Annotated in this window: 16 protein-coding genes and 1 pseudogene; 14 read left to right on the top strand and 3 right to left on the bottom strand. The window is 66.7% G+C overall.

What is annotated here, in order from left to right; genetic code table 11:
- Positions 1-26: 26 nt before the first annotated feature.
- From MHN84_RS12155 to MHN84_RS12145, 3 genes and pseudogenes are all read right to left on the bottom strand, one after another.
- Complete coding sequence (locus MHN84_RS12155) at positions 27-611, bottom strand: hypothetical protein (RefSeq protein WP_241204899.1); 585 nt, start codon at positions 609-611, stop codon at positions 27-29.
- 178 nt (positions 612-789) lie between these two features.
- Positions 790-1,683, bottom strand: a complete 894-nt coding sequence (locus MHN84_RS12150; protein WP_241204898.1) for a hypothetical protein — start codon at positions 1,681-1,683, stop codon at positions 790-792.
- A 32-nt stretch (positions 1,684-1,715) separates the two neighbouring features.
- Positions 1,716-1,884, bottom strand: a pseudogene (locus MHN84_RS12145) (ATP-binding protein); the annotation flags it as partial.
- Positions 1,885-2,156: 272 nt separating this feature from the next.
- On the opposite strand from MHN84_RS12145, the gene MHN84_RS12140 reads away from it, so the two are divergent.
- The 14 genes from MHN84_RS12140 (at position 2,157) to eccE (ending at position 21,962) form a co-directional block, all read left to right on the top strand.
- The gene (locus MHN84_RS12140) at positions 2,157-3,956 is read left to right on the top strand and encodes a PPE domain-containing protein (RefSeq protein ID WP_241204897.1); all 1,800 of its coding nucleotides are present in this window, start codon (positions 2,157-2,159) and stop codon (positions 3,954-3,956) included.
- Positions 3,957-4,295: 339 nt separating this feature from the next.
- On the top strand, positions 4,296-4,811 hold the full coding sequence (locus MHN84_RS12135) for a hypothetical protein (RefSeq protein ID WP_043416166.1): 516 nt from the start codon (positions 4,296-4,298) through the stop codon (positions 4,809-4,811).
- 161 nt (positions 4,812-4,972) lie between these two features.
- Positions 4,973-5,914 carry a C40 family peptidase gene (locus MHN84_RS29815; RefSeq protein ID WP_308192938.1) on the top strand — a complete coding sequence of 314 codons (942 nt, stop codon included), beginning with the start codon at positions 4,973-4,975 and terminating at the stop codon, positions 5,912-5,914.
- A 177-nt stretch (positions 5,915-6,091) separates the two neighbouring features.
- Positions 6,092-7,639, top strand: a complete 1,548-nt coding sequence (gene eccB, locus MHN84_RS12125; RefSeq protein WP_043416161.1) for a type VII secretion protein EccB — start codon at positions 6,092-6,094, stop codon at positions 7,637-7,639.
- Positions 7,636-11,835 (top strand): type VII secretion protein EccCa, encoded by a 4,200-nt coding sequence (gene eccCa, locus MHN84_RS12120; protein ID WP_241204896.1) that lies wholly within the window; start codon positions 7,636-7,638, stop codon positions 11,833-11,835. Before eccB ends, eccCa begins: the two co-directional genes overlap by 4 nt.
- 77 nt (positions 11,836-11,912) lie before the next feature.
- Positions 11,913-12,209: a PE family protein gene (locus MHN84_RS12115; protein WP_043416158.1), complete on the top strand. Its 297-nt coding sequence runs from the start codon at positions 11,913-11,915 to the stop codon at positions 12,207-12,209.
- A gap of 174 nt (positions 12,210-12,383) precedes the next feature.
- Entirely contained in the window at positions 12,384-13,568 is a 1,185-nt protein-coding gene (locus MHN84_RS12110; protein WP_239736425.1) for a PPE family protein, read from the top strand.
- 146 nt (positions 13,569-13,714) lie between these two features.
- Entirely contained in the window at positions 13,715-14,005 is a 291-nt protein-coding gene (locus MHN84_RS12105) for a WXG100 family type VII secretion target (RefSeq protein WP_082133555.1), read from the top strand.
- A gap of 49 nt (positions 14,006-14,054) precedes the next feature.
- The gene (locus MHN84_RS12100) at positions 14,055-14,345 is read left to right on the top strand and encodes a WXG100 family type VII secretion target (RefSeq protein ID WP_043416155.1); all 291 of its coding nucleotides are present in this window, start codon (positions 14,055-14,057) and stop codon (positions 14,343-14,345) included.
- A gap of 145 nt (positions 14,346-14,490) precedes the next feature.
- Positions 14,491-15,480: an ESX secretion-associated protein EspG gene (locus MHN84_RS12095; RefSeq protein ID WP_241204895.1), complete on the top strand. Its 990-nt coding sequence runs from the start codon at positions 14,491-14,493 to the stop codon at positions 15,478-15,480.
- Positions 15,481-15,596: 116 nt separating this feature from the next.
- A complete protein-coding gene (locus MHN84_RS12090) occupies positions 15,597-17,117 on the top strand; it encodes a hypothetical protein (protein ID WP_131705588.1) in 1,521 nt (506 codons plus the stop codon).
- Positions 17,114-18,706 (top strand): type VII secretion integral membrane protein EccD, encoded by a 1,593-nt coding sequence (eccD, locus tag MHN84_RS12085; RefSeq protein WP_241204894.1) that lies wholly within the window; start codon positions 17,114-17,116, stop codon positions 18,704-18,706. The genes MHN84_RS12090 and eccD overlap by 4 nt, the downstream gene beginning before the upstream one ends.
- Positions 18,703-20,370: a type VII secretion-associated serine protease mycosin gene (locus tag MHN84_RS12080; protein WP_241204893.1), complete on the top strand. Its 1,668-nt coding sequence runs from the start codon at positions 18,703-18,705 to the stop codon at positions 20,368-20,370. The genes eccD and MHN84_RS12080 overlap by 4 nt, the downstream gene beginning before the upstream one ends.
- Positions 20,367-21,962, top strand: a complete 1,596-nt coding sequence (eccE, locus tag MHN84_RS12075; protein WP_241204892.1) for a type VII secretion protein EccE — start codon at positions 20,367-20,369, stop codon at positions 21,960-21,962. Before MHN84_RS12080 ends, eccE begins: the two co-directional genes overlap by 4 nt.
- Positions 21,963-21,972 lie beyond the last annotated feature (10 nt).

The raw sequence follows: 21,972 nt of genomic DNA, 5'->3' as shown, positions 1-21,972 counted from the left end.
TCCTCGGCTATCGTGCGTATTGAGGCTTAGATGGGCGTCGGGATTGGTTTTGCCACGCCTCCCGGACTCCCCGGCCCCGGCACGCTGATGCTGACAAAACCCGCGCTGTTGGAGTGGATGAAGTCATACGTTGCTGCGTTGAGCCGATCGATATGGGCCCCGCCGTCCTTGTTCGTCATCGCGAGCACAAGACTTTTTCTGCTGAATTCGTTGCCGTTGCCGTCAAGTATTACGGCGCGCTCCCACCAGTCGGTGAAAGGTACGTAGCGGGTCGTGGGCGATTGCTCGATCTGTTCGAAATATCGTGCTCTAAACACGATCTCGGTCGGACCCGGGCCCATGGTCGTCAGACCCGGGGTGCGACCGACGATGTTCGGATCACGATCGATTCCGGGGGTGCTGTCGGCCCACGACAGGCTGTCTTTGATGCCGAGCTGATCCAGCAAGCTGTGGCTGATGTTGGTGTCGTGTACCAGCACCCGGATGACCAGGGCGATCCGTTTCGACTCCGAGATTTGACCAAGGTCGAACGCAGAAGCCGAGCTGACGAGGAATCCAAGCTGCTCGGCCAGGTCGCTTTCAAGATCGCGGTCGCGGGGATGCGGGCTCACAGCTTCAGGGATACACGCACGCGAGGGTGGACCGGGACACGGGCCCATCACCTGCACCCAGAAGGACGGCTTCTGGAGCACATGCGTTGTGACTGCCGGGATAAATCCAGGAACGATCATGTGGCCACGCTTGTGGCGATGAAGATGAACTTGCGGATTGGGACCGTGGGTCGAGGCGTTACCGATACGCATTCCTGGCCGCCTCCCAGCGTGGTGATGCTGGACGGCCGCCGTAACCCGGTGGGTTCGCAAGATAGTCGGCGACGGCATCAGTGGCCGCCACCTGTTCGCACAGCTTTACCAGGTGGATTGCCACCTCATAGCAGTATGCGAGTGCATCTATTCCCACATCGGGCCTTAACGGCACCCGCTTCTTGTTTTCGGGGTTTTCAAGCAGCATGACCGATGCGCCCCACCGTCTGTCGTAACGGTGCAACCAGCAGGTTTCACCCTCGGACAAGGCGCCGGTGTGGGCGACGAAATTTCGATAGTCCGCGAGTTTGGCGCCGTAGGCGTTCCAGCTGTCGACGATTTGGCCGCCGAGCTGGGCCGGCACCTTCGAGTTTCCTGATGCAATCGCTCTCGTGGCGGTGCGTATTGAGTCCCAACGACCTTTCTCGCCCGGGTGGTAGTGCTTCCAGAGCACCTTGGAGATCGCCTCGTATACGCGACGTGCGGCGCCGAGGTAGGCGTCAATCTCGAATAGCACCCGTGAGTCACCGGTATTTCCGCTCCGCGGCCCCTCGTAATGGCCATGGAGCTCTTCAAAGAGCTGACATGCCCAAATGTATTTATCGATCACGTTGTTGAGGTGGTAGAGCGACTCGCGCAGGAAGAATCGAGCATCACTCTCCTCGTGATAGTCGACGACAGCGTGCGCCCCCGGTACGTCGAGCGCGTGAACCGCTCGGTGATTAAGGGATGTTCCGTCGCGGTCGACGAGCGTAAGCGAGTAGGAGTTGTAGATCGGCTGGCGAGTCGTTGCGATGAGCGAAAGGCCGGAAGGCGGACGTTCCCCGTCTGACACGACGATGCCGTGCTCGTAGACGTCGATGTTTTGGTCGTAGGTCATAACCCGAGCATTGCAGCAAGCGGTGCGGCTCGGACCCTGTCGACGATCGCAGCGACCAGGCGCGGGTCGGGGAACACGGTGCCCAATTCGATGAACGGCAGCTTGGTCGCGATTCGCCACCGAGGCGCGTTCCTCACATTCGGTGATGATTTGAAACAGCAGTTCCGCTCCGCGGCAGTCGATTTGGACGTACCCGAGCTCTCAACGATCTCTTCCCGGGCCTAGCAAAGCTCGATGACCCGTACGCGTCGGCAACGGACTAGGCGTCGGGGATCACGACTAATGAAGTCGGAACGCGCACGATCCCCGTAGGGATAGTTGGCGGCGGAACATCGCGGTCGTAGGCCAACGGGTAACGGTCACCGCCGACATCGCCAACACCATTGACCTATCGGACTGCGCGCGGGTTTGTGGTTGCTGCGCGGTGGTGCGGCGGCATACTGAAGTCCTGCGACTCAGCTGAGGGGGTGCTGGTGGGTCTGTACGTTGAGGGCGACGAGCTGCACGGCGCAGCCGCCACGATCACCCGATCGGTGAGCACGCCGCACGCGCTGAGCGGTGTGACCGTGGCGGCCGCGGCGGCGGATCAGGTGTCGGCCACGGTGGCCGGCGTCGTGTCGACCCGCCTGGCGGTCATCAGCGGTTACAGCACCCAGGCGGCTTCCATCACCGCTGCGGCCGCGGTCAGACTGCACGCCAACGCTTCGACCTACCGCGACCAGGAAGAGCTCAACGCAGCCGCCCTGGGCTCGACAAGCGCCCCAGCACCCAGCACGACCACCGCCCCTGCCGGGGTGGGGTTATCTCTCGTTGCCGCGGTGGCGCCCACGGGTGCCGCCATGCCGGCGGGGGTGACTCCTACCGACGGCAAGTCCATCGCGGCCCTCATCCACTGTGGACCTGGCCCCGCCTCACTGCTCGCGGCCGCCGACGCCGCTCGCGCGCACGCTGCCGAGTTGCGCAATGTCGGCAACGATATCCGTTCCGGTCGTTCACAATTGGCGCGGAGTTGGCAGTCCCCGGCGGCGCAGAATGCTCAGACCTGGTTGGCCATGCTGGAGCGGTGGTACGTCGATCACGCCGCCTGCGCCGCCGCGACGGGGCGGATCTGCGCGCAGCAGGCCGAGGTATTCACCAGCACCCGCGCGGCCACCCCGCACCTGGAAGAGTTCGCCGAGCTGGAGCGACGTCTGATCGCTGCCCGCCAAGCCAACACCGCCAGCGGCGGCCGCTACGCCTCGGTCATCACCGCTCTGCAAACCCAACTCGCCGCGCTGCAAAGCCGTGCGGTCACTGCCTACGCCGACTACACGACCCGCGCTGCGGATCTGGTCGCCGACACCGCGGCCGCACCCCCGCAGACCGTGCAAGCCCTGGACAACTCCACGATCAAAGAGGCCCCGCCGGGTCCCCTGCCAAAAGCGCCGTGGGAGTACAACAACGGCTACACCACCACAGTGCACGCCCGCGGTCCCGACGGCACTGTTGTCGATGGCGGCAGCCTGGTCTCCCTGGACGACGTGTGGAAGGAACTGCATCGCTGCTTCAACTGCAACTTCCCCATTGGCGGTGCGCCCCAGGCGTTTCCTGCGGTCGGGGACCAGCTGCCGCTGGAGATGAAGGTAGCCGGCGCCCAACTCGCCAACCTGCCGGTCCAGGTCACTCAGATTCAACGCACCGCTGATGCCATCGACATCGAGTTCGCCACCTTGCCCGGGCATGAAGACGGCCCAGGGAGCACCATCCACTTCCGCTGGACCGAACAAGCAGGTACCCCGCACCTCGATATCCGCGGCTATATCACCGAAGGACCGGGCTCTGACGATGGCCCCTTCGCCGCACCGGAACGCCTGGGATACACCGCTTTGGCCAAGATGGTCTGGCAGCCCTCCATCGACAACGTCGTCACCCACGTCGTGCAGGCCAAAGGGTATGAAGCGCTGCCACGATATGTCGTCGGTGGTCACCCGAATGAAGTCATGAAGCGCACCCTGTCGATGACCGGCCTGATCGGTCTGGGGATCCTCGCGGCCTTCGGGCTGTACCTGGTGTGTGTGGTGGCTACTTTCCTGGCCGGTGGTTGGGTGTATTCCATTGCCCTGGGTGCTCAAGTGGCGCCCCTGATTGCCATCGCAGTCATTGGCTATTTGTGGACGCGGCGACGCGATACCACGTCCTGGCCCCTCATCGTCGCTATGGCGGTAACCCTGTTCGTGCTCGCGGCGCTGGCTTTTTACGACAGCCCGTCACTGGCCTCCGTGCTGTTCCGCTGACCGTTCGCGGGGACAGCTCGAAGGCGCCAGGCACCCCGCCACACCCGCTGTCGCGCAACGCTTCCCAGCATCGCTATCGGCGGCCGCCGGTGGCCACAACCGACAGCACCGATCGCGTGGGGATGACTCCAGGTTCCTCGACAATTAGTCGGCAACTACACCGTGGCGATGACGAAGGACTCAGGGCCAAGCACAGCGACACACTGCCCTGCCCGTGACGATCCAATAGCGCACCGCTCGGTTCGGCATCTGCGTAGGAACGGCCCGGTACTTCGGGTGTCCTGTTGATCAGATGGGAAGCGGGGCGCCGCAGCCCGGTTTGACCGGCGCCGTCGAACCATGATCGCGGCGCATATCCTTGCGGGTATGGGCATTGGGGATAACTACGTGGCGCAGGTGGATCGCATCCTCGCCACCGCGGTCTCGTTGTTTCCCGATCGGGCCTCGACTCCCGCCGCGCTGTCCGCCCCGGCGGGGGTGGCAGGCGGGGGCGTTCCCGAAGGCGCTAGCGGGATGGCCGCGGCCGCCGAGGACGCGGCGGCGCGCTATCGCAGCGACGACGCCAGGGCTGCGGCGCTGTCCGATGCATTCCAGGAGGCGGTGCGCGATGCCGCGGCGATTGCAACCCGCGCTGGGGAGACTGCGCGGGGCATAGCCCGGGCCGCCGGCGCCCAGGCCATAGTCGCACTGGGGGAGCGCCCGGAGCCACATGACCTGACTCAGCTGGTGCGCCAAATGGACGGCCGCTTGGCGGCGATGCAGGAACACATTCGGCACACGCGGCAGCAACTGGAGGTGTCGGCCCAGCAGATCACCGCCCGTGGTGCGGAGATGGCGGCTCTTCGGCAGGCCTGATGGTTGTCTGTTTTTGGTTGTCTTGGGGCGTGGTTGTGGGGTTGTCGGCCGGTTAGTTTGAGCGGGTGGGCGGCTCGGGTGTTGGCGCGTATATCGCGCAGGTAGACCGGGTGTTGGGCGCCGCTCAGGGGGTCTTTCCCACCGCGGGCGGTCCAGGGTCTGTGCAGACCGGTGGGCCCGGGGTCCCGGCCGCTCCTGCCGACTCAGCACTGGGTACCGGGGCCAGCACCGCCGGCGACGGTTATAAGCGCACCTGGGGCGCGGTGAGCGCCCTGGACGCCCAAACCAACGGCACCTCCAGTGCCGGGACGGCCGAGGGTCAGAACGGCCGCGCGAATGCAACCGGGGTGCGGCAAAGCGCCGCCAGCACCGCGGCGGCGATCGCACCGGCAACGGGGTCACCGGCCGGAGTGCGGACGCTGGTGACCAGCATGGATGACCGGATGGCCGCGATGCAGCGCCAACTCGACACCACCAAGGCTCAGAATCAGCTGCTCGCGACCCGGATGCGCCAGATGGCGATGGCCTACCGCCAGGCCGGCCAGGCGTCCCCGGCGGGCATGTTCCGCGGGATGGGTGGCGGTGCGGGCATGGGCGGCGGGATGCCCTCGATGGGGATGGGCGGCGGCGGTGGCGGCTTCCCCGGCATGGGAATGTTCTCCCGCCTTCCCGGCCGCCTCACCAGCCCAAACAACCGAGACGCGAGTCGGTTGACGGCCGGCCTGTTCGGGCACGACGGCAACGGCAGTGATCGCGCCAACCGGGCGGTGGCCGCGGCGAAGACCCGGCAGGGCGCACCGTATGTGTGGGGCGCGACCGGTCCCAGCGCGTTCGACTGTTCCGGGCTGGTGCAGTGGTCGTATCGCCAAGCGGGTATCGAGTTGCCGCGGACGACCTACGACCTTGTCAACTCGGGTGCCCGCGTCAGCCGCGACGACATCCGGGCAGGTGACCTGATTCTGTGCAACTGGCAGCGCGGGCGTCCCGAGCACGTCGTGATGGCCGTGTCTCCGGACATGGTGATCGAAGCCCCCAACCGAGGTGAGCGCGTGCACCTGAGTTCGCTGCCCAAAGGGCACCTGGAGATCCGCCGCGTGGCGTGACCTCGCGGTCGTCCCCCCACTAATTTGGTGCATCAGCCCACCTCGTAGACCAGGCATGATGAATTCCGAGATTGCCCATCTTGGGGCGTCGCTGAGCCGATGAGGCCAATTTAGGTTGGTTCAGTGACCGGAGTTGATCGAGTCGCAGTACATAGCGGGAACGCGGGAGCGGAGTAGATGGCAGGCGAACGAGGCAGCGCCGTCGAGGACAAAGAGGTCGCCAGACGACGGCTGGGCCGCGGCCTGGGGTACGCGACGCGCGTCCAGGTCACTGCTCACCAGTTCATGGCGCGGCGGGCTGCACTGGGGATGACCCGCCGGCAGGTGCGGATGGAAGCCGAGCCCGGGCGGCGGGAATGGATGGCCATCCTCGCCGGCCTCTCCCTGGTCATCGTCATCTGCCTTGGTGCGCTGTTCTGGTCGTTCATCCGGCCCGCCGGTTCGATCAGCGACTCCAAGATCATCGCCGACAACAAGACCGACGACCTGTTCGTCAATGTCAACAACGTGTTGTACCCGGCGCTCAACCTGTCCTCGGCGCGTCTGATCGCCGGTCAGGCGTTGGACCCGGTTCCGGTGCGGCGCAGCGAGATCGACTCCCGACCGCACGGTGTGTGGGTGGGTATCCCCGGGGCTCCGGATTCCATGAACGCCACCTCGCCAGCAGGTTCGTCGTGGCTGGTCTGCGATGCGGTCACCAAGGCGTTCGGTGCCGGCGCACCCGAACCGGTCACGGTGACGGTCATCGACGGACAACCCGATCTGTCAGATCGCCGACGCGTCCTGGACAAAGACGATGGTGTCCTGCTGCGCTTCGGCACCGACGTGTGGCTGATCCGCGATGGCCGCCGCTCGCTGGTGGATGCCAGCCAGCGGCCGGTTCTGCTGGCGTTGGGGGTCACCGCCGAGGACCTCGCGTCGGCCCGACCGATCAGCCAGGCACTGTTGAACGCCATCCCGGTGGCGCCGCCGCTGACGGTCCCGGCCATCGCCGGTCTGGGCGTTCCCGCTCCGTTCCCCGGCGCCCCCGGGCCGGTGGGAACAGTGATCTCCACTCCACAGGTCGAAGGCAACACCACGTACTCGGTGGTGCTGCTCTCCGGCATGCAGACCGTCTCCCCAATCGTGGCCCAGATCCTGCAGAACGCCGGCGGGAATCCTTCGGGCGCGATCGCAGTCATCGCCGGCTCCAAGCTGGCAGAACTGCCGTCGGTCAATGTGATCGACACGTCGATCTACCCCGATGAGCCCCTCAAGGTGGTCGACACGCAAGCCAACCCGGCCACCTGCTGGTGGTGGCAGAAGGGCAGCGGCGAGGACCGCAGTACGACCTCGGTGGTATCGGGAGCAAGCATCCCGGTCCCCACGGACAAAACCAGCCACATCGTCAAGCTGGTGACGTCGGCCGACACCGGTGGTCAGGTGGCCGACCAGATCTACTTCGCCCCCGATTACGCCAACTACGTCGTCAGCACCGGCAATGGCCAGACCGCGTCGACGAAGGAGTCGGTGTGGTGGCTCTCGGACTTCGGAATTCGGTTCGGGGTGGAGCGAGACAATCAGACCTTGACGGCGTTGGGGCTCAACACCGAACCGAAACCGGCCCCATGGTCGGTGTTGCGGTTGTTCGTCGCCGGCCCGACGTTGGCGCGGTCTGATGCCCAATTGCGTTACAACACACTGCCGGCGGGTCAGAACCCTGGAGCATTGGAGCAGCCGAAGTGAAGCAAGGTTTCGTCCGGCCGAAGCCCACCCCACCGCCGGGAAGTGACCTCAAGCCGCAACCGATCAAACTCCTGACGCCTCTTAAGGTCCCGCCCCCCGAGGGAAAGTCGCCATGGCTCATCGTCGTCGGCATCCTGGTTATCGGCCTGGTGGTCGGCATGGTCGCGGTCTCGTTCGCCTCGGGCGCACGCACCTTCAACGGTGTCGGGGCGATTTTCCCGGTGTTCAGCATTCTCGGAATCGGCGCAATGCTGTTCTCGGGCCGATTCAGCGGCGGCAATCAGCAGATGAGTCGCGGCAAGCTCGACGCGATGCGGGCTCGTTTCCTGCTCGTCCTCGACGAGATGCGTGACCGGGTCTCTGATGCCGCCGACAAACTCGACGGAAACTACCGGTGGTACCACCCTCCGGCCGACACGCTGCTCGCCCAGGCGGGCGGCCCGCGGATGTGGGAACGCAACCCCAACGGTAAGGACACCTGGTTCGGCGTCGCCCGGGTGGGGGTCGGCATGACCTCCCTGGTGGAGGGCGGGGCCGTGACCTTCAGTGAGCCCGACGACATGCCTACCGAAGTGGAGCTCGAACCGGCGACGGGCAAGGCGTTGCAGGAGTTCGTCCGCTACCAGAGCGTTGCCTACGGCACACCGGCGCTCATCTCGTTGTTGGTGGAGCCGGGGTATCGCATTGACGGCGATCGCGACAAAGCGCTGGGGCTGATGCGCGCGATCATCGCGCAGTTGGTGTTCTCCCACGGCCCGGATCATTTGAGGCTGGTCGTCGTCACCGACGATGTCGCTGAATGGGACTGGGTGAAGTGGTTGCCGCACAACGGCAATCCGCACCAGGACGACGGTGCGGGTCCGGCACGCATGGTGTATACATCGGTCGCCGAATTCGCTGATCGGCAGTTCACTGATGCGGTCCGCCGCGGCGGCGCGTTCGTCGCCCGCCACGCGGCCAGCCGCGACCCCGTCGCGCCGATGCCCCACACGATCGTGGTCAGCGACGTCGCGCCCGGGGGCTGGTATTCGGTGATGACCTCGACTGGCGTGCAGGGGTGGACGTTCTTCGACGTGCAAGGTGGCGTGCCGGCCTGTCAGGACCATCGGGGCGTGCGGACGCTGCGCCTCAAGGATGACGGCGTGATCGACGCGGTACCGCGGGACGGCACGTGGGCGCCTGATTCAGAGGAGGGTTTCCAGTTCTTCGCGATCGGCGATCACCTCGATCGGTTCGAGGCCGAGCAACTGGCCCAGTCCATCGCGCGGTCGCGGATCGCCGAGCCTTATGAGGACATCGCCGAGGATCTCGGGGATTTCCGCCGCCCTCGCGACATCTTGGCCTATTACGGGGTCAAAGACCCCGCTGCAATCGACTTCGAGGCGCTGTGGGGTCCGCACCGCGACATCAACGCCGCCGCGAATCTGCGCATCCCCTATGGTGTCCGCGCCGACAACGGCGAGCTGGTCTTCGTCGACATGAAGGACATGAACCAGGGCGGTGACGGGCCGCACGGGGTGATGTCGGGAACCACCGGGTCGGGCAAGACCACGGCCATCCGTACCGTGCTGTTGGCGGCGATCCTGGGCCACCCCCCGGAGAATCTGCAGATGATCCTGGCTGACTGCAAGGGCGGCGCCGGTGTCAAACCGTTCGAGGGCACCCCGCACGTACCGCACATCATCACCGACCTGGAAGACGACCAGGTCCTCATGGACCGGTTCATTACCGCGATGTGGGGTGAAATCGCCCGACGCAAGCAGGTGTGCAACTCCGTGGGCGCCGATGACGCCTATGAGTACAACCAGATCCGCTCCGAACGTTCATTGCGCGGCGAGCATCTGGAGCCACTTCCCCGTCTGCTGGTCGTGCTCGACGAGTTCAAGGAAGCATTCCGCATCAAGCCGGATCTGCCCGAGGTGTTGGACCAGATCGGCCGACAGGGGCGATCGCTGTGGGTCCACCAGCTGCTGGCCAGCCAAGACATCGACTCGAGAGCCGAGAAGCTGCTCGAGAACGTCGGGTACCGGCTGGTGTTGCGGCAGAACACCTCGGCCAGCGCGTCGGCGGCGGGCGTTCCGCAGGCGGTGAACCTGCCCCGAGAAGTCGGCGTGGGGTACATGCGTACCGGGTCCGCCGACGAACTGACCCGGTTCCGCGCCGAGTCGCTGTGGCGCGACTACCGCCGACCCAGCCCTGACAACGATGACGTCATCGAAGCCACGTCCACCTCCGATCGCTATCTCGAACCACAACTGTTCACGACGTCATGGGTCGAGATTCCCGAGCATCTGATCAACCATGCTGCCGCCCAGCCTGCGGAAACCGTCGAGGAACAGGAGGACGAGGACGACGCTTTGCGCAAACCCAAGGTCGGCCCAGTCATCCTGGATCAGCTGCGGAACTACGGTTTCAAGCCGCAGGTTCTCTGGCAACCGCCCCTAGACGTCCCGCACACCATCGACGACATCGTCAATGCCCACCTGGGGCACCGCTGGGACGAAAACTACGCCGCCACACCAAATCTGGTGTTCCCGGTGGGCATCGTGGACCGGCCGTACAAACAAGACCAGCACCCTCTGCTCGTCGACACCCGCGCCGACGGCGCCAATCAGCTCGTTGTCGGCGTGCGCTCCTCAGGCAAGACCACGACCCTGCAGACGATCATCTGCGCTGCGGCTATGACCCACACCCCGGAGCAGGTGCAGTTCTACTGCCTGGCTTTGTCGTCGACCGCGCTGGAAACCATTGCCGGCCTGCCCCACGTGGGCGGCGTGGCCGGAATTCTCGACGAAGACGGGATCCGACGCACCATCTCCGAGATGCTCGAACTCCTCGAACGCCGACAACGCAGCTTCCCGGCGTGCGGAATTAGCTCCGTCCAGGACCTGCGTGATCGGAAATTCGGCGGCGCGCCAGGCGCAGTGCCTGACGACCCCTTCGGCGACGTCTACCTGGTGATCGACAACTACGCCGCGCTGACCGCGGAAGCATCGACGATCCGCAACAAGGACCTGCTCTCGGCGCAGATCCAAAAAATCGTGGGCGAGGGCAGCAGCTTCGGCATCCACGTCATCGTCAGTGTGGCCCGCGACATCGAGCTGCCGCCACGCATGCGCGGTTCCTGGCCGCAACGCATCGAGCTCAAGCTGCAGGGCCCCGAGGACGCCAAGCTGCTACGCGGCAAGCTCACCGACGCCGTGCCGTCGGGCAAGCCCGGCCGAGGGATGGTTGCTCAGAACTACGTACGCCTCGGAGCCGAGGAAGAAGGCCTGCACACTCAGATCGCGCGGCCGGCGTTGCGGGGAACTCCCACCGCCCAGTTCAAGTCCGACAGCGTGGTCGAGGCGGTCCGCCGGGCCGCGGCCCGATACCGCCCAGCTCCTCGGGTCCGGGCGCTGCCCAGCCACGTCACGCTGGCTGATCTGCAAGCACGCGCGCAGCGTGACTACCACACCGGAATGGCATGGGCCGTCGACGAGCGCGACGAGCTGGTCGGCCTGGAACGCGACTCTCCGTTCCTGATCATTACCGGCCGCGAGGACTGCGGACGCACGAACGCACTGTCGGCGATCATGCGCGAGATTGCGAGGACCTACGCACCCGGCGCCAGCACGGCGACACCAGATCCCGGCGACCCGCGTCCCCGCGCTCAGGTGTGGCTGGTCAACCCGCGCCGAGAACTCTTGCGCGTCCTCGGCAAGGACTATCTGGAACGGTTCACCTACCGCAACGACGAGATGGGGCCGTGGGCTGCCGAGCTGAACCGCATCCTGACCGCCAGGCTGCCCGAGGCCGGTCTCGACGTCGACACCAGCCTGGCCCAGCGGTGGTCGGGCCCGGAGATCTTTCTGATCGTCGACGACGCCGATCGACTACCGCCGGGCTACGACGCCCCGCTACGTGAACTGGTGCCCAGCGCGCACGCCGCCACCGACGTTGGTCTGCGCGTGGTCTACGCGCGCCGATTCGGCGGCTGGGCCGGCTCAGACCGCGCCGACCCGCTGCTGGGGGCGATGAAGCAGGCGAACGCACCGCTTCTCGTCATGGACTCCGACGGGGAGGAGGGGTTCGTTCGGGGCCGGTGGAAGGGCCATCCGATGCCACCTGGACGCGGATTCTTCGTAAGTACCGGTGAATCGGGACGATACGTTCAAATCGGGCTCGATACTTCGCCGGAATCCGTTGCCAACTAATTTGGCGCACCGCGACCACACCTGAATGCCTATACACTCGTATTGGCATTATCGGCACAACAGAGGGGTCATAACGAATGTTCCTTACAGCTGATCCGTTGGAAATGGGTGGCACAGCCGGCACCCTGACCGCGCTGACATCTGCCTTCACCAGCGGAAACGCTGCCGCCGCAGCGCCCACGACCGCAGTCGCGCCCGGCCAGGCCAACGAAACTGCCATGCTTCTCTCGGCGGCCTTCGGCACCCACGGCTCGCTGTACCAGTCCATGGCCGCCATGGCCTCGGCCTGGCATGGGATGTTTGCCAGCGCCATGGGTACCTCCGGTGCAAGTTACGCCGCGACCGAGGCCTTCAACGTCGCCGCAACGCTCTGACGGTTCGTCTCGGGCCCGTCGTGGATCATCGTTCAGCACGTTTGGAGATGAACGCTTCGCGCCGACGGCACCCCGTCGTTGACATCGACTCGCCGGCGGTCCGCCCGGCCGGGTCTCCTGCGGCGCCGCCACCGGGCCAGACCCATCCCTCGTGCGAAAAGGAGTTGTGACTTCGTGGTTGAATACGGAGCCCTACCGCCCGAGATCAACTCCGCTCGGGCCTACGCCGGCCCGCAGTCGGCGCCCCTGACCGCAGCTGCCGCCGCGTGGCAAGCCCTTGCGGCCAACCTCGGCTCAAACGCCGCAGCGCTGCACAGCGCTGTAATGGCGCTGCTGGCAGGCGGGTTTCAAGGACCGTCGTCGACCATGATGGCCGCCGGCGCCACGGAAAACGTGCGGTGGCTGTTTCAAGCGGCGACTCAAGCCCAGCAGACCGCGATCGCCGCGGAGCAGGCGGCCCTCGCCATCGAGGCTGCCCACGCAGGGTCTGTACCGCCGCCAGTCATCGAGGCGAACCGCAACCTTCTCGAGACGCTGATCTCGACGAACTTCATGGGGGTCAACTCCGGCGCGATCGCTGCGTGCGTGGCGGCCTACGACGAGATGTGGACTCAGGACGCCACCACGATGTATGGGTTCAGCGCCGACGCAGCCGGCATCACCGGGATGCTGGTGCCATTCATGGCGCCCGCGCCGACAGTCAACCCCGGAGGTTTCGCCAGCCAAGCGGCCGCGGTAGCCCAGGCAGGCGGTACCGCAGCGGGGCAGGCCGGCCAGAACGCCGCGACCGCTGGGCAGTCGACGGCCAGCATGGGTGGCGGAAACGCCAGTTCGATCATGTCGATGGCCCCTCAATTCATGAGCGCGGTGCCGCAAGCGTTACAGGGCCTCGCGCAGCCACTCATGGGCGGCATGGGCAACCCGATGCAGGCCATGGGTGGTTTTCAGTCGCTGCTGTCGCCGTTCATGAGCATGATGAACCCCACCATGGGGGGCGTCGGTGGCGCTGGGGCTTTGACGTCGGCGACCTCGGCCATGGGAGCGGCGGGGGGCCTCGGTGGCGGCGGCTTCGGCGGCGGGGGCATGGGTGCCCTCTCGGCCGGCATGGGCGCCGCCCGCAGCGTAGGCGGATTGTCGGTCCCCGCGACCTGGGCAGCGGGCGCCCCCTCCGGCGCGGCGGGTGCGACACCGATTTCCGCGACGGGCGGCACCAACACGGGTGCGGCCCCCTCCACGACCAGCGTGGGCGGGGGCGCCGGCGGGGCGGCCCCGATGGCCGCGATGCAGGGCAAAGACAGTTCCTCGAGTAACGGCCCGTCCTACGGCGCGCCGGTCCGCGTGCTGCCACGGGCGCGCTAACGGAAAATGCGGGCAGATACCGAAGGGGGTCGAGCACTCAATTCAAGAATATTTCTTGGCGCATGGCTTACGCAGCGCCAAAGGGACACGATTGACCCGTCCACGCAAATGGCCAGCATTACACGACACGATCTAGGAGCAAACGAATGTCTTTCATGACCGACCCGGCCGCGATGCGCGACTACTCCGGCCGCTTCTCCAACCACGCCACCAACATTCACGTCGAGGCGCAGAAGGCGTACGCCTCGGCCGAGGGCATCTCGGGTGCGGGATGGAAGGGCGATGCCAACATGGCCTCCCTGGGGACCATGGAGGAGATGAACCGGGCCTTCCGCAACATCGAGAACCAGATGCACTTCGTCAGCGACAACCTGCGCACCTCGGCCGACACCTACGAGCAGCAGGAACACGCCAACGCCGCATCCCTCAAGGCCTGATCACCACCCCATCCACCTCCAAACACGTACACAGACAAGGAAACTCATCATGGGAGTACAGAGCTATAGCTACGGCGACGTCGAAGCCCACTCGAGCCTGCTGAGGAGCCAGGCAGGTCAGCTCGAAGCCGAGCACCAGGCGATCCTCAAGGATCTGCAGGAGTCGGCCGAAATGTGGGGCGGCGTGGGTAGCACCGGCTACCAGGAGTTCGTCAATGAGCTCAACCGCAACTTCCGGGTCATCTTCGAGCAGCTTGACGAGCACGGCGGCAAGGTCGGCACGGCCAGCCACAACACCCAGCACACCGACAGCGGTGTCGGCGGCACCTGGTCGGTCTAAGGACCGACTGGCGAAGGTGCGCACCTAATCGCCGTGCCGCGTGGCGGCCCCTTCGCCATCGGCTCTGCGGCGCAGTTCGTTTCGGCAAGTCCTCCGAGCGAATTCTTGCGGCGGCACCCTCACCGAGGGTGCCGCCGCTCTCGGTTTGACCCACACAGGACGCACACCCGTCGACCAACCCGACACACCGGAGAAGGACCCGCTGGCGATGATCCCCGCACGAAGCACCGAACACGTCGGCGACGTGACGGTCAACCTGCACGGCATGTGGATGCTGCAAGCGATGCTCGACATCGCCACTGTGGCGCCAGAACTGAGCGCGGTACCGTACGGAGCCCCGCGTGAGAGCACCTGGATCTCCGGTGACCCCCGCATCGAGCAGCTTCAGGCCGCGGGAGTAGTCGGTCAGGACGGGCACGTCATCACGCAGGTCGCGGCCCGCATGCGCGTTCTGGCCGCCCCTGATGTCGAGGTGGCCATACTCATTGCGCGAGGGGCGTTGTCGTGGAAGGGCCGCATCGACGTCAACGACCCGGCCACCTGGCGGCGCGACATTCCCGACAATCAGCTACAGATCGTGCTCGCGCGCCGTGACGGTCGCTGGGTGTCGGCGGCGCGAGCTGGTGACGACATCACCATCGACGACGTGAGATTCGACGGCGGGTCGGCTGCATGGTTGCGCGACGTCCTGGTCGAGCAGCTCAACGCCGTGCACCCCGTCGAGGCCTCCCGCATCGAACCCATGAACCTGCCCTATGAGGACATCGTGAGCGCTGCGGCGCAGCGCGCCGATGCCGGCGACGACCCACAACGCGAACTTCCGTTGCGGGCCTTGGGAATTCCACCGGCAGCTCTCGCCGAGCTGGGTGCGCTACTCGACGAGCCCGTTGTGGAGACCGTGGTGTACGCCCGGGTTCACACCGATGCCCGCAGCAACACCAGCGCCACGGCCCTCAATATCCGCGACACCGACGCCGGCCGGGTCGTGCTGTACCAGATGCTTGCACCTCGGGGGTCCACCCAAGACTGGATGGTGATAGCGCCCGGATCGCCAGGCCAGATCCTGCAGGGGATTCAGGCGGTGCTGAGCAGCGTGAATGCGCGTGACTGGGAAAATCACGAACGCTTCGCCTAATTACTGAGCGCCTGGCAATTTTGTACCGAACTTTCTTCTTTGGGCGTAGTTAACCGGTATTCGGCGGCCCTACGATTGCATCAATAGTTGTTCTTCAAGCCATTGGGGTGGTTTTCATGAGCATGGATCCAGATTTTCAGGCGCGGTATCTCGACGAGCGCGACGCCGACGAGGGCACTCCCGGCTGGAGTGTGGAGCACGAGCCCGACATCGGTGGCGAACCACAGGCCCCGGCGACGCCCTCGCTGCCTGAACCGACGGTGCCCTACGCCGAGCAGCGCCCAGGGTGGGCGGAGACGACACAAGCCATCGACCCGGCGGTCCTCGCAGCCGCGCGTGCCGCTCGACACTACGACGCCCCGCAGCGTCCGGCCGACGGCCGGGGCGAAGGCAGGGATGACGGACCCCGCCATCGCGGCCCCGCCACCGATGGTCGCGGTTATCAGAGTCCCGCCGTACCGGAGCGCAGCGAACTGGCTCAACCGTCGTCGGGGCCGATGTCGGCGGTCACAGACGCCGGCCAGGACATGGCCACCCGCGTCCCCGAACGTCACCGACCAACCGCTCAGTCGTTCGCAGCGCCCCGCGGCCGGGGACCGGCCGACACCGGTTACGAAGTGGCACGACGGGAGGCGCCGGCGAGCTGGGAGGCGGCCCGCGAGCTGAGCTTCGCACCGTCTCAGGCCAACGATTCGGACTTCTCGAACGCTCCGGCGCTGCGCGCTGAGGACGTCGTGGCCGCCCGCAAGCTGCCGCCCGAGATGGGTTGGCGCAAAACGGTGTACGTCGGGTCGGGCAAGACCATCAACCTGGGCGCCGGCCCTGCCGAGCAGCGTCTGCGCGAACAGATCGACCTCATCAAGACCAACATCCCCGGCAACTACCTGATCGGCGTGGTGTGCGTGCGTGGCGGTGTCGGCAAGACACGGATGACCGCCGGCGTGGGTACTGCCTACGCCAAGTATCGGACTGAACCGGTGATCGCCATCGACGCCAACCCGACCTACGGGGCCCTGGGTCGCCTCATCGATCCGACCGCCACCGCGTCGATCCGCGACTTCCTGGCCGACGGCAACCTCAACACCTACCCGATGGCCCGCCACTACACCGGCAAGAACGGTCCGGGCCTGGAGGTGCTGGGCGCCAACCAGAACGTCGCCCACCCGTTCGACCTGTCACCGCAGGCCTTCACCGCCGTGCTGGACCGCGTTCGCCGGTTCTACCAGCTGGCGCTCATCGACTGTGGGCCAGAGATCGAGCACCCGGTCATGCAAGCGGTGCTGTCGAAGGTCGACGCGCTGATCATCGTCGGCACGATGAACTTCGACGGCGCGGCGGCGGCGGAGACCACGATTAAGTGGCTCGCCGCGCGCAGCGAATACCAGGCGCTGCTGCGACGTTCGGCGCTCGTACTCAACGACGTCTACAACTGCGCCAACAAGGACTTCTTGGCCAAGGTGCGGGAAACCATGGGCCAGCGGGTGGGCGGGGTGACCACCGTGCCGTGGGACAAGGACCTGCGCGACAACCCCCAGCTCGACTTCGACGCGCTGCGCCGCGACACCCAGTACGCCTTCATGGACGTGGCGGCGTGGCTGGCTCAGGGCTTCCGCAGCGGACGGACGGCCCAGCGGTGACCTCTGTTCGTGACGCCGCGGTTAGCGCCGGGGCGGGGGAGGAAACCGAGCAGCTGCGTCAGGTGCTCGTCGCGGTCATGGTCAACGACGTCTCGATCGCGGTGCGCCTCGACGCTGCCGCAGCCATCGGCATCCAGACCCCGGCGCTGGTCGACGTGCTCAACGTCCGTCTGGCCGAGATCGGAAAGCCGCGGTTGTCGGTGCGTCCGGGAGATCCGGTCGCCGGCCGCGGCCGGTGGGCGTTGTGCTGGGTCGACGGCACACCGTTGAAACCGAAGCGCTCCTTGAGCGAGCAGGCAGTCCTCGACGGCGCCACGTTGTGGCTGCGCTTCATCGACGACGTCGAGACACGAATTCCGGTGATCGAACACGTCACCAGCGCCATTCCCGCCGAGCTGCGCAAGCACTGGCCGTCGGTGACCCCGCCGTGGGCCGCGCGGGTCGGTGTCATCCTGGTAGCGGGCGCGACATTTCTGGTCGATGCGTTGCTGCTGCGCTGGCGCTACGGCCACGATGACTGGACCGCCAGCGCCGCTGCGGGAGTGTGTGCGCTGGTCCTGCTCATCGTCGCGGCGGTCACCGGAATCCGGTCGACGCGCAACCGCCGCGCAGCCGGCGACCTGCGCGGCGCCGAACCCGGCCGGGCCGATGTGTTACGCGCTGAACTGTTCGTGGCCGACGCGTTCCTGCTCCTGGCGGCTACCACCACGGCCGTCGCGGCATCTGTGCTCATTCCCGGCCCGTTGGGCGCCGTGCACGCCGGCCTTGGCGCCGCGGTGACGCTGGCCGCGGCGATTCTCCCCATGCGCTTCACCGGTCGCCACATCGCGCTGTGCACCGCGGTGGTCGTACTTAGCGTCGCGACCCTGCTCTCCGGTGTGGCGCGCATGTTGTGGGTCACCTCAGCGGTGTCGCTGTTGGGCATCGTGCTGCTGGTCAGCATCTTCTGCCTCAAGCTGACCCCCGGGTTGGCGCGCATGCTGGCCAACCTGCGGCTACCGGTGTTCCCCTCAGCCAGCGGTCGGTGGATCTTCGAGACGCGACCAGACCTTCCCAGCGCCGTGGTGGTGCCCAGCGGTACGGCGCCCACTTTGGAGGGCCCTGAATCTGTCCGCAACGTCGTCATCTCCGTCGACCGCGCGCGCGGCTTTCAGACGGGGCTGCTCGCTGGATTCTCGATCCTGCTGGTGATCTGCTCGACTGCACTGTGCGATCCACACGCCGACCCGCGTTGGCTGCCGCTGGTGGTTGCCGCCACCAGCGCCGGCTGCATCCTGCTGCACGCCAGGTCTTACACCGACCGCCAGCAATCGACGTTGGTGGCCGTAGCGGCCGTGGCGGTCGGCCTGGCCGTCCCGCTGCGCTACGTCCTCGAACTGTGGTCGCCGGCCGCGCTGCTGATCGGGTGTGCGTGCATGCTCGTTCTGACCGCCGCGGGGCTGGCCTTGGCGGCAATCATCCCCACCCACGTCTACAGCCCCATGTTCAAGCAGGTCGTCGAATTGATGGGCTACGTGCTCTTCGTCGCACCGTTCCCGCTGACGTTTTGGCTCATGGGTGTGTTCTCGGCGATCAGGTACCGCTCGTGAGTCCGGTTCCCGCCTCGGTGCGCGGCGCGTCGTGTGTCGCGGCCTCCGCCCTGCTGGCCCTCGCGCCTGCCTTGGCCACCGCGCCGTCTGCAGCAGCGGTCGCCCCACCCACGATCGACCCGGCAGCGGTGCCGCCAGACGGTCCTCCGTCGCCGCCGGAACCGATGAGGCAGGGCGCCTACTGCCCGCGCGTGGGCACGCTCCCGGGCACCGACTACCGCGTGCAGCCGCGCTACCTCGACATGATGAATCTTTCGGAGGCTTGGCAATTCGGTCGCGGCGCGGGCGTCACCGTCGCGGTCATCGACACCGGTGTTAACCCGCACCCGCGCCTGCCGAACCTCATCCCCGGGGGCGATTACGTCTCCGACGGCGACGGCCTGCAAGACTGCGATGCCCATGGAACCATCGTCGCGTCGATCATCGGGGCCGCTCCCGCTGACGGCAAGACACCTCTGCCGCCGCAGCGCCAAACCCGCCAACCCGACAGCGTCCCCACCTCCGAGGCACCGCCACCGCCGCCACCACCGCCACCGCCACAGACGGTGATCGTTCAGGTGCCTCCGCCACCCCCGCCACCGCCACCACCGGCGCCGCCGGCGGCGTGGCGCAACGACGGTGGGGCGCTGCAGGTCCAGCTGGTCGACCACCGGGTCCCGCTGCCCCTCGACGACCCGCCACCCCCACCGGCACCGGTGATTCCGCCGCCGGACGCCTATACCGGCATCGCGCCGGACGCCGCGATCATCTCGATCCGGCAGTCCTCTCAGGCGTTCAGCCCGGAGAACGCGTTTGGCAACGAAGACCCGGTGACCCGGCGCAAGGCCGGCGACATCGAAACGATGGCCAGGGCCGTCGTGCACGCGGCCAATATGGGCGCCAAGGTCATCAACATTTCCGAGGTGTCGTGCATGAGTGCGTTGGACGTGATCGACCAGAAAGCGCTCGGTGCCGCGATCCGCTACGCCGCGGTGGACAAGGACGCGGTCATCGTCGCGGCCGCGGGAAACACCAGTAACAAGGACTGCAAGCAGAACCCCATCTACAACCCGTTGAGCCCGAACGACTCTCGCGACTGGGCCGGGGTCTCGACGGTCGTGACCCCGGCGTGGTTTTCCGACTACGTGCTCACCGTGGGCGCGGTCGACGCCGACGCAAACCCGTTGACCGATCTGAGCATCGCCGGTCCGTGGGTGTCGATCGCCGCGCCGGGGACGAACGTCGAGAGCCTGTCCGCGCGTGACGACGGACTGATGAACGCCGTTGAGGGCCAGGACAAGCAGCTCGTCTCCCCGGCCGGCACGTCGTTCTCGGCCGCCATTGTGTCCGGTGTCGCGACCCTGGTGCGTGCGAAGTATCCGAATCTGACGTCGCATCAGATCATCAACCGTCTAGTGCGCACTGCTCGCCCGCCGGCCCGCGGTGTCGACAATCAGGTGGGGTTTGGGATCGTGGACCCGGTTGCGGCGTTGACCTATGACCTTCCCGACGGTGATCCCCGGCCGCCCGAACGCATCTCGGATCGACTGGTGATGCCGCCACCGCACCCTGGTCGGGACATGTCACCGGTGTGGATGGCGCTCGGTGGGATCGGTGCGGTGGGTCTGCTGTCGGCTGCTGCGGTCGGGGTCGCGGCGATCGTTCGCAAGAGGGGGGCTCAGTGAAATCGGCGTTCGCGGTGGGGCTTCGGCTCACGTGGTGGAGGGTCGTCGTGGCGTTCGTCGCGACGGTCGCACTTCTCGTTGCGGGAACGCGGCTGTGGCACGGCCCGGTCGCTCTGATCGCGCCCATCGTGGTCGCGCTCCTTGTCGACACGGCCATGCTGGTGACGTGGCGCCGGGAAACACTCGGTGTCCTCGCGCTGCGTCAGCTACATCGGGGCGGCGCGCGTACGACGGTCACCGCACCGGTGTGTTTGCATCGGCCTCGTTGGACTGACGAGGAGGTGGCGATTCGCGGCGACGAGTACGAAGCGTTGGCGGTGGTGGCCGTCGACGGTCCCTCCCACACCCCTTCGGTGCTCGATCAGCACCGCGTGCAGTCCGGGGTTTCTCTGCCGCTGGGGGTGGTCGCGGCCGCGGTCACCCAATTCGACGTCGAGTTGGCAGGGATTGACGTGCACAGCGTGGGTCGACGACGCGCATCGGCTGACCATCATCCGTACTCCGAGACCTACTCCGGGATCGTCGCCGACTACGGCGCGGTGGGGCAGCGCAGCACGTGGTGCGTTCTGCGCTTGCGGAGCCGCGACAACACCGGCGCGATCGCCGCCCGCGACTCCGTCGCGGCGACCCTGGCGGCGTGTGCCCGCCGGCTGGCCGTCGAGCTCAGCGCACACGGGTGCCCGGCGCGCCTGGTGGGCACCGCCGAGCTCGATGAACTCGACGCGGCCGTCGCGGGTCCGCTGGCCAATGGGGCCGCTGCGCGGTGGTCGGCTCTGGTGCACCCGGCAGGTGCCGTGACCAGCTACTGGGTGTCACCCGCTGACATCACCACCGCCACGCTCGACCGGCTGTGGGCACCCGACACCGACACCACCATGACCAGCGTTCAGCTGCGTCCAGGGGAAGGCGGGGTGGTCTCGGTGGGAATGCTCGTTCGCTACGCGACGGGCGGCGCACTCAAGGAACCGCCGCTGCGCGGCCTCAACCCGCTCTCCGGCCAACAAGAGGCGGCGCTGCGGGCGACGCTGCTCGAGCCTCGGGTACCAGCCCTGCGGGTGCCGCACCGCGTCTTGGCCGACGGTGAGAACTTGCGCGCACCCATCGGCGCCACGGGGGTTCTGATCGGGGCGACCGCCAAGCACCACCCGATGCTGATCCCGCTCGGCGACGCTCGTCCCGGCCGCCGCGCGCTGGTCACCGTGGCAGGGGAGCTTGCCCTGCTCGTTCAGGTCGCCCGTCGCGCTGCTGCCACGGGGTACCAGGTGGCCGTGGTGACCGACAGACCGCAGCTGTGGCGCTGCGCGGCGGCCACCGGTCTGCGGGTGGTTCGCGAGGTCCCCGACGAGCTGCCCGATGAGGGCCGCGCGATGATCGTCGTCTATGACCATGCGGGCGCGACCGGTGCGCATCCCAGTGCGGCGATCACGATGCGTGCGGTGAGCGCGGGAACGGCCAGCGTCGCCGACGTGCACCTGGAACAGGATTCCAACAGCACTGCCGTCGTCCGCACAGCTGAGTTCCGCTACCGCGTGCAAATCGACGTGAAGTCCGAACGCAACGAGATCGCCGCCACTACCCGGCGGGCGGCGTGAACGAACGGGT

The organism is Mycobacterium sp. PSTR-4-N, assembly GCF_022348085.1.
In the GTDB taxonomy this organism is placed as follows: domain Bacteria; phylum Actinomycetota; class Actinomycetes; order Mycobacteriales; family Mycobacteriaceae; genus Mycobacterium.
This window is presented reverse-complemented; position numbering and strand designations above follow the sequence as displayed.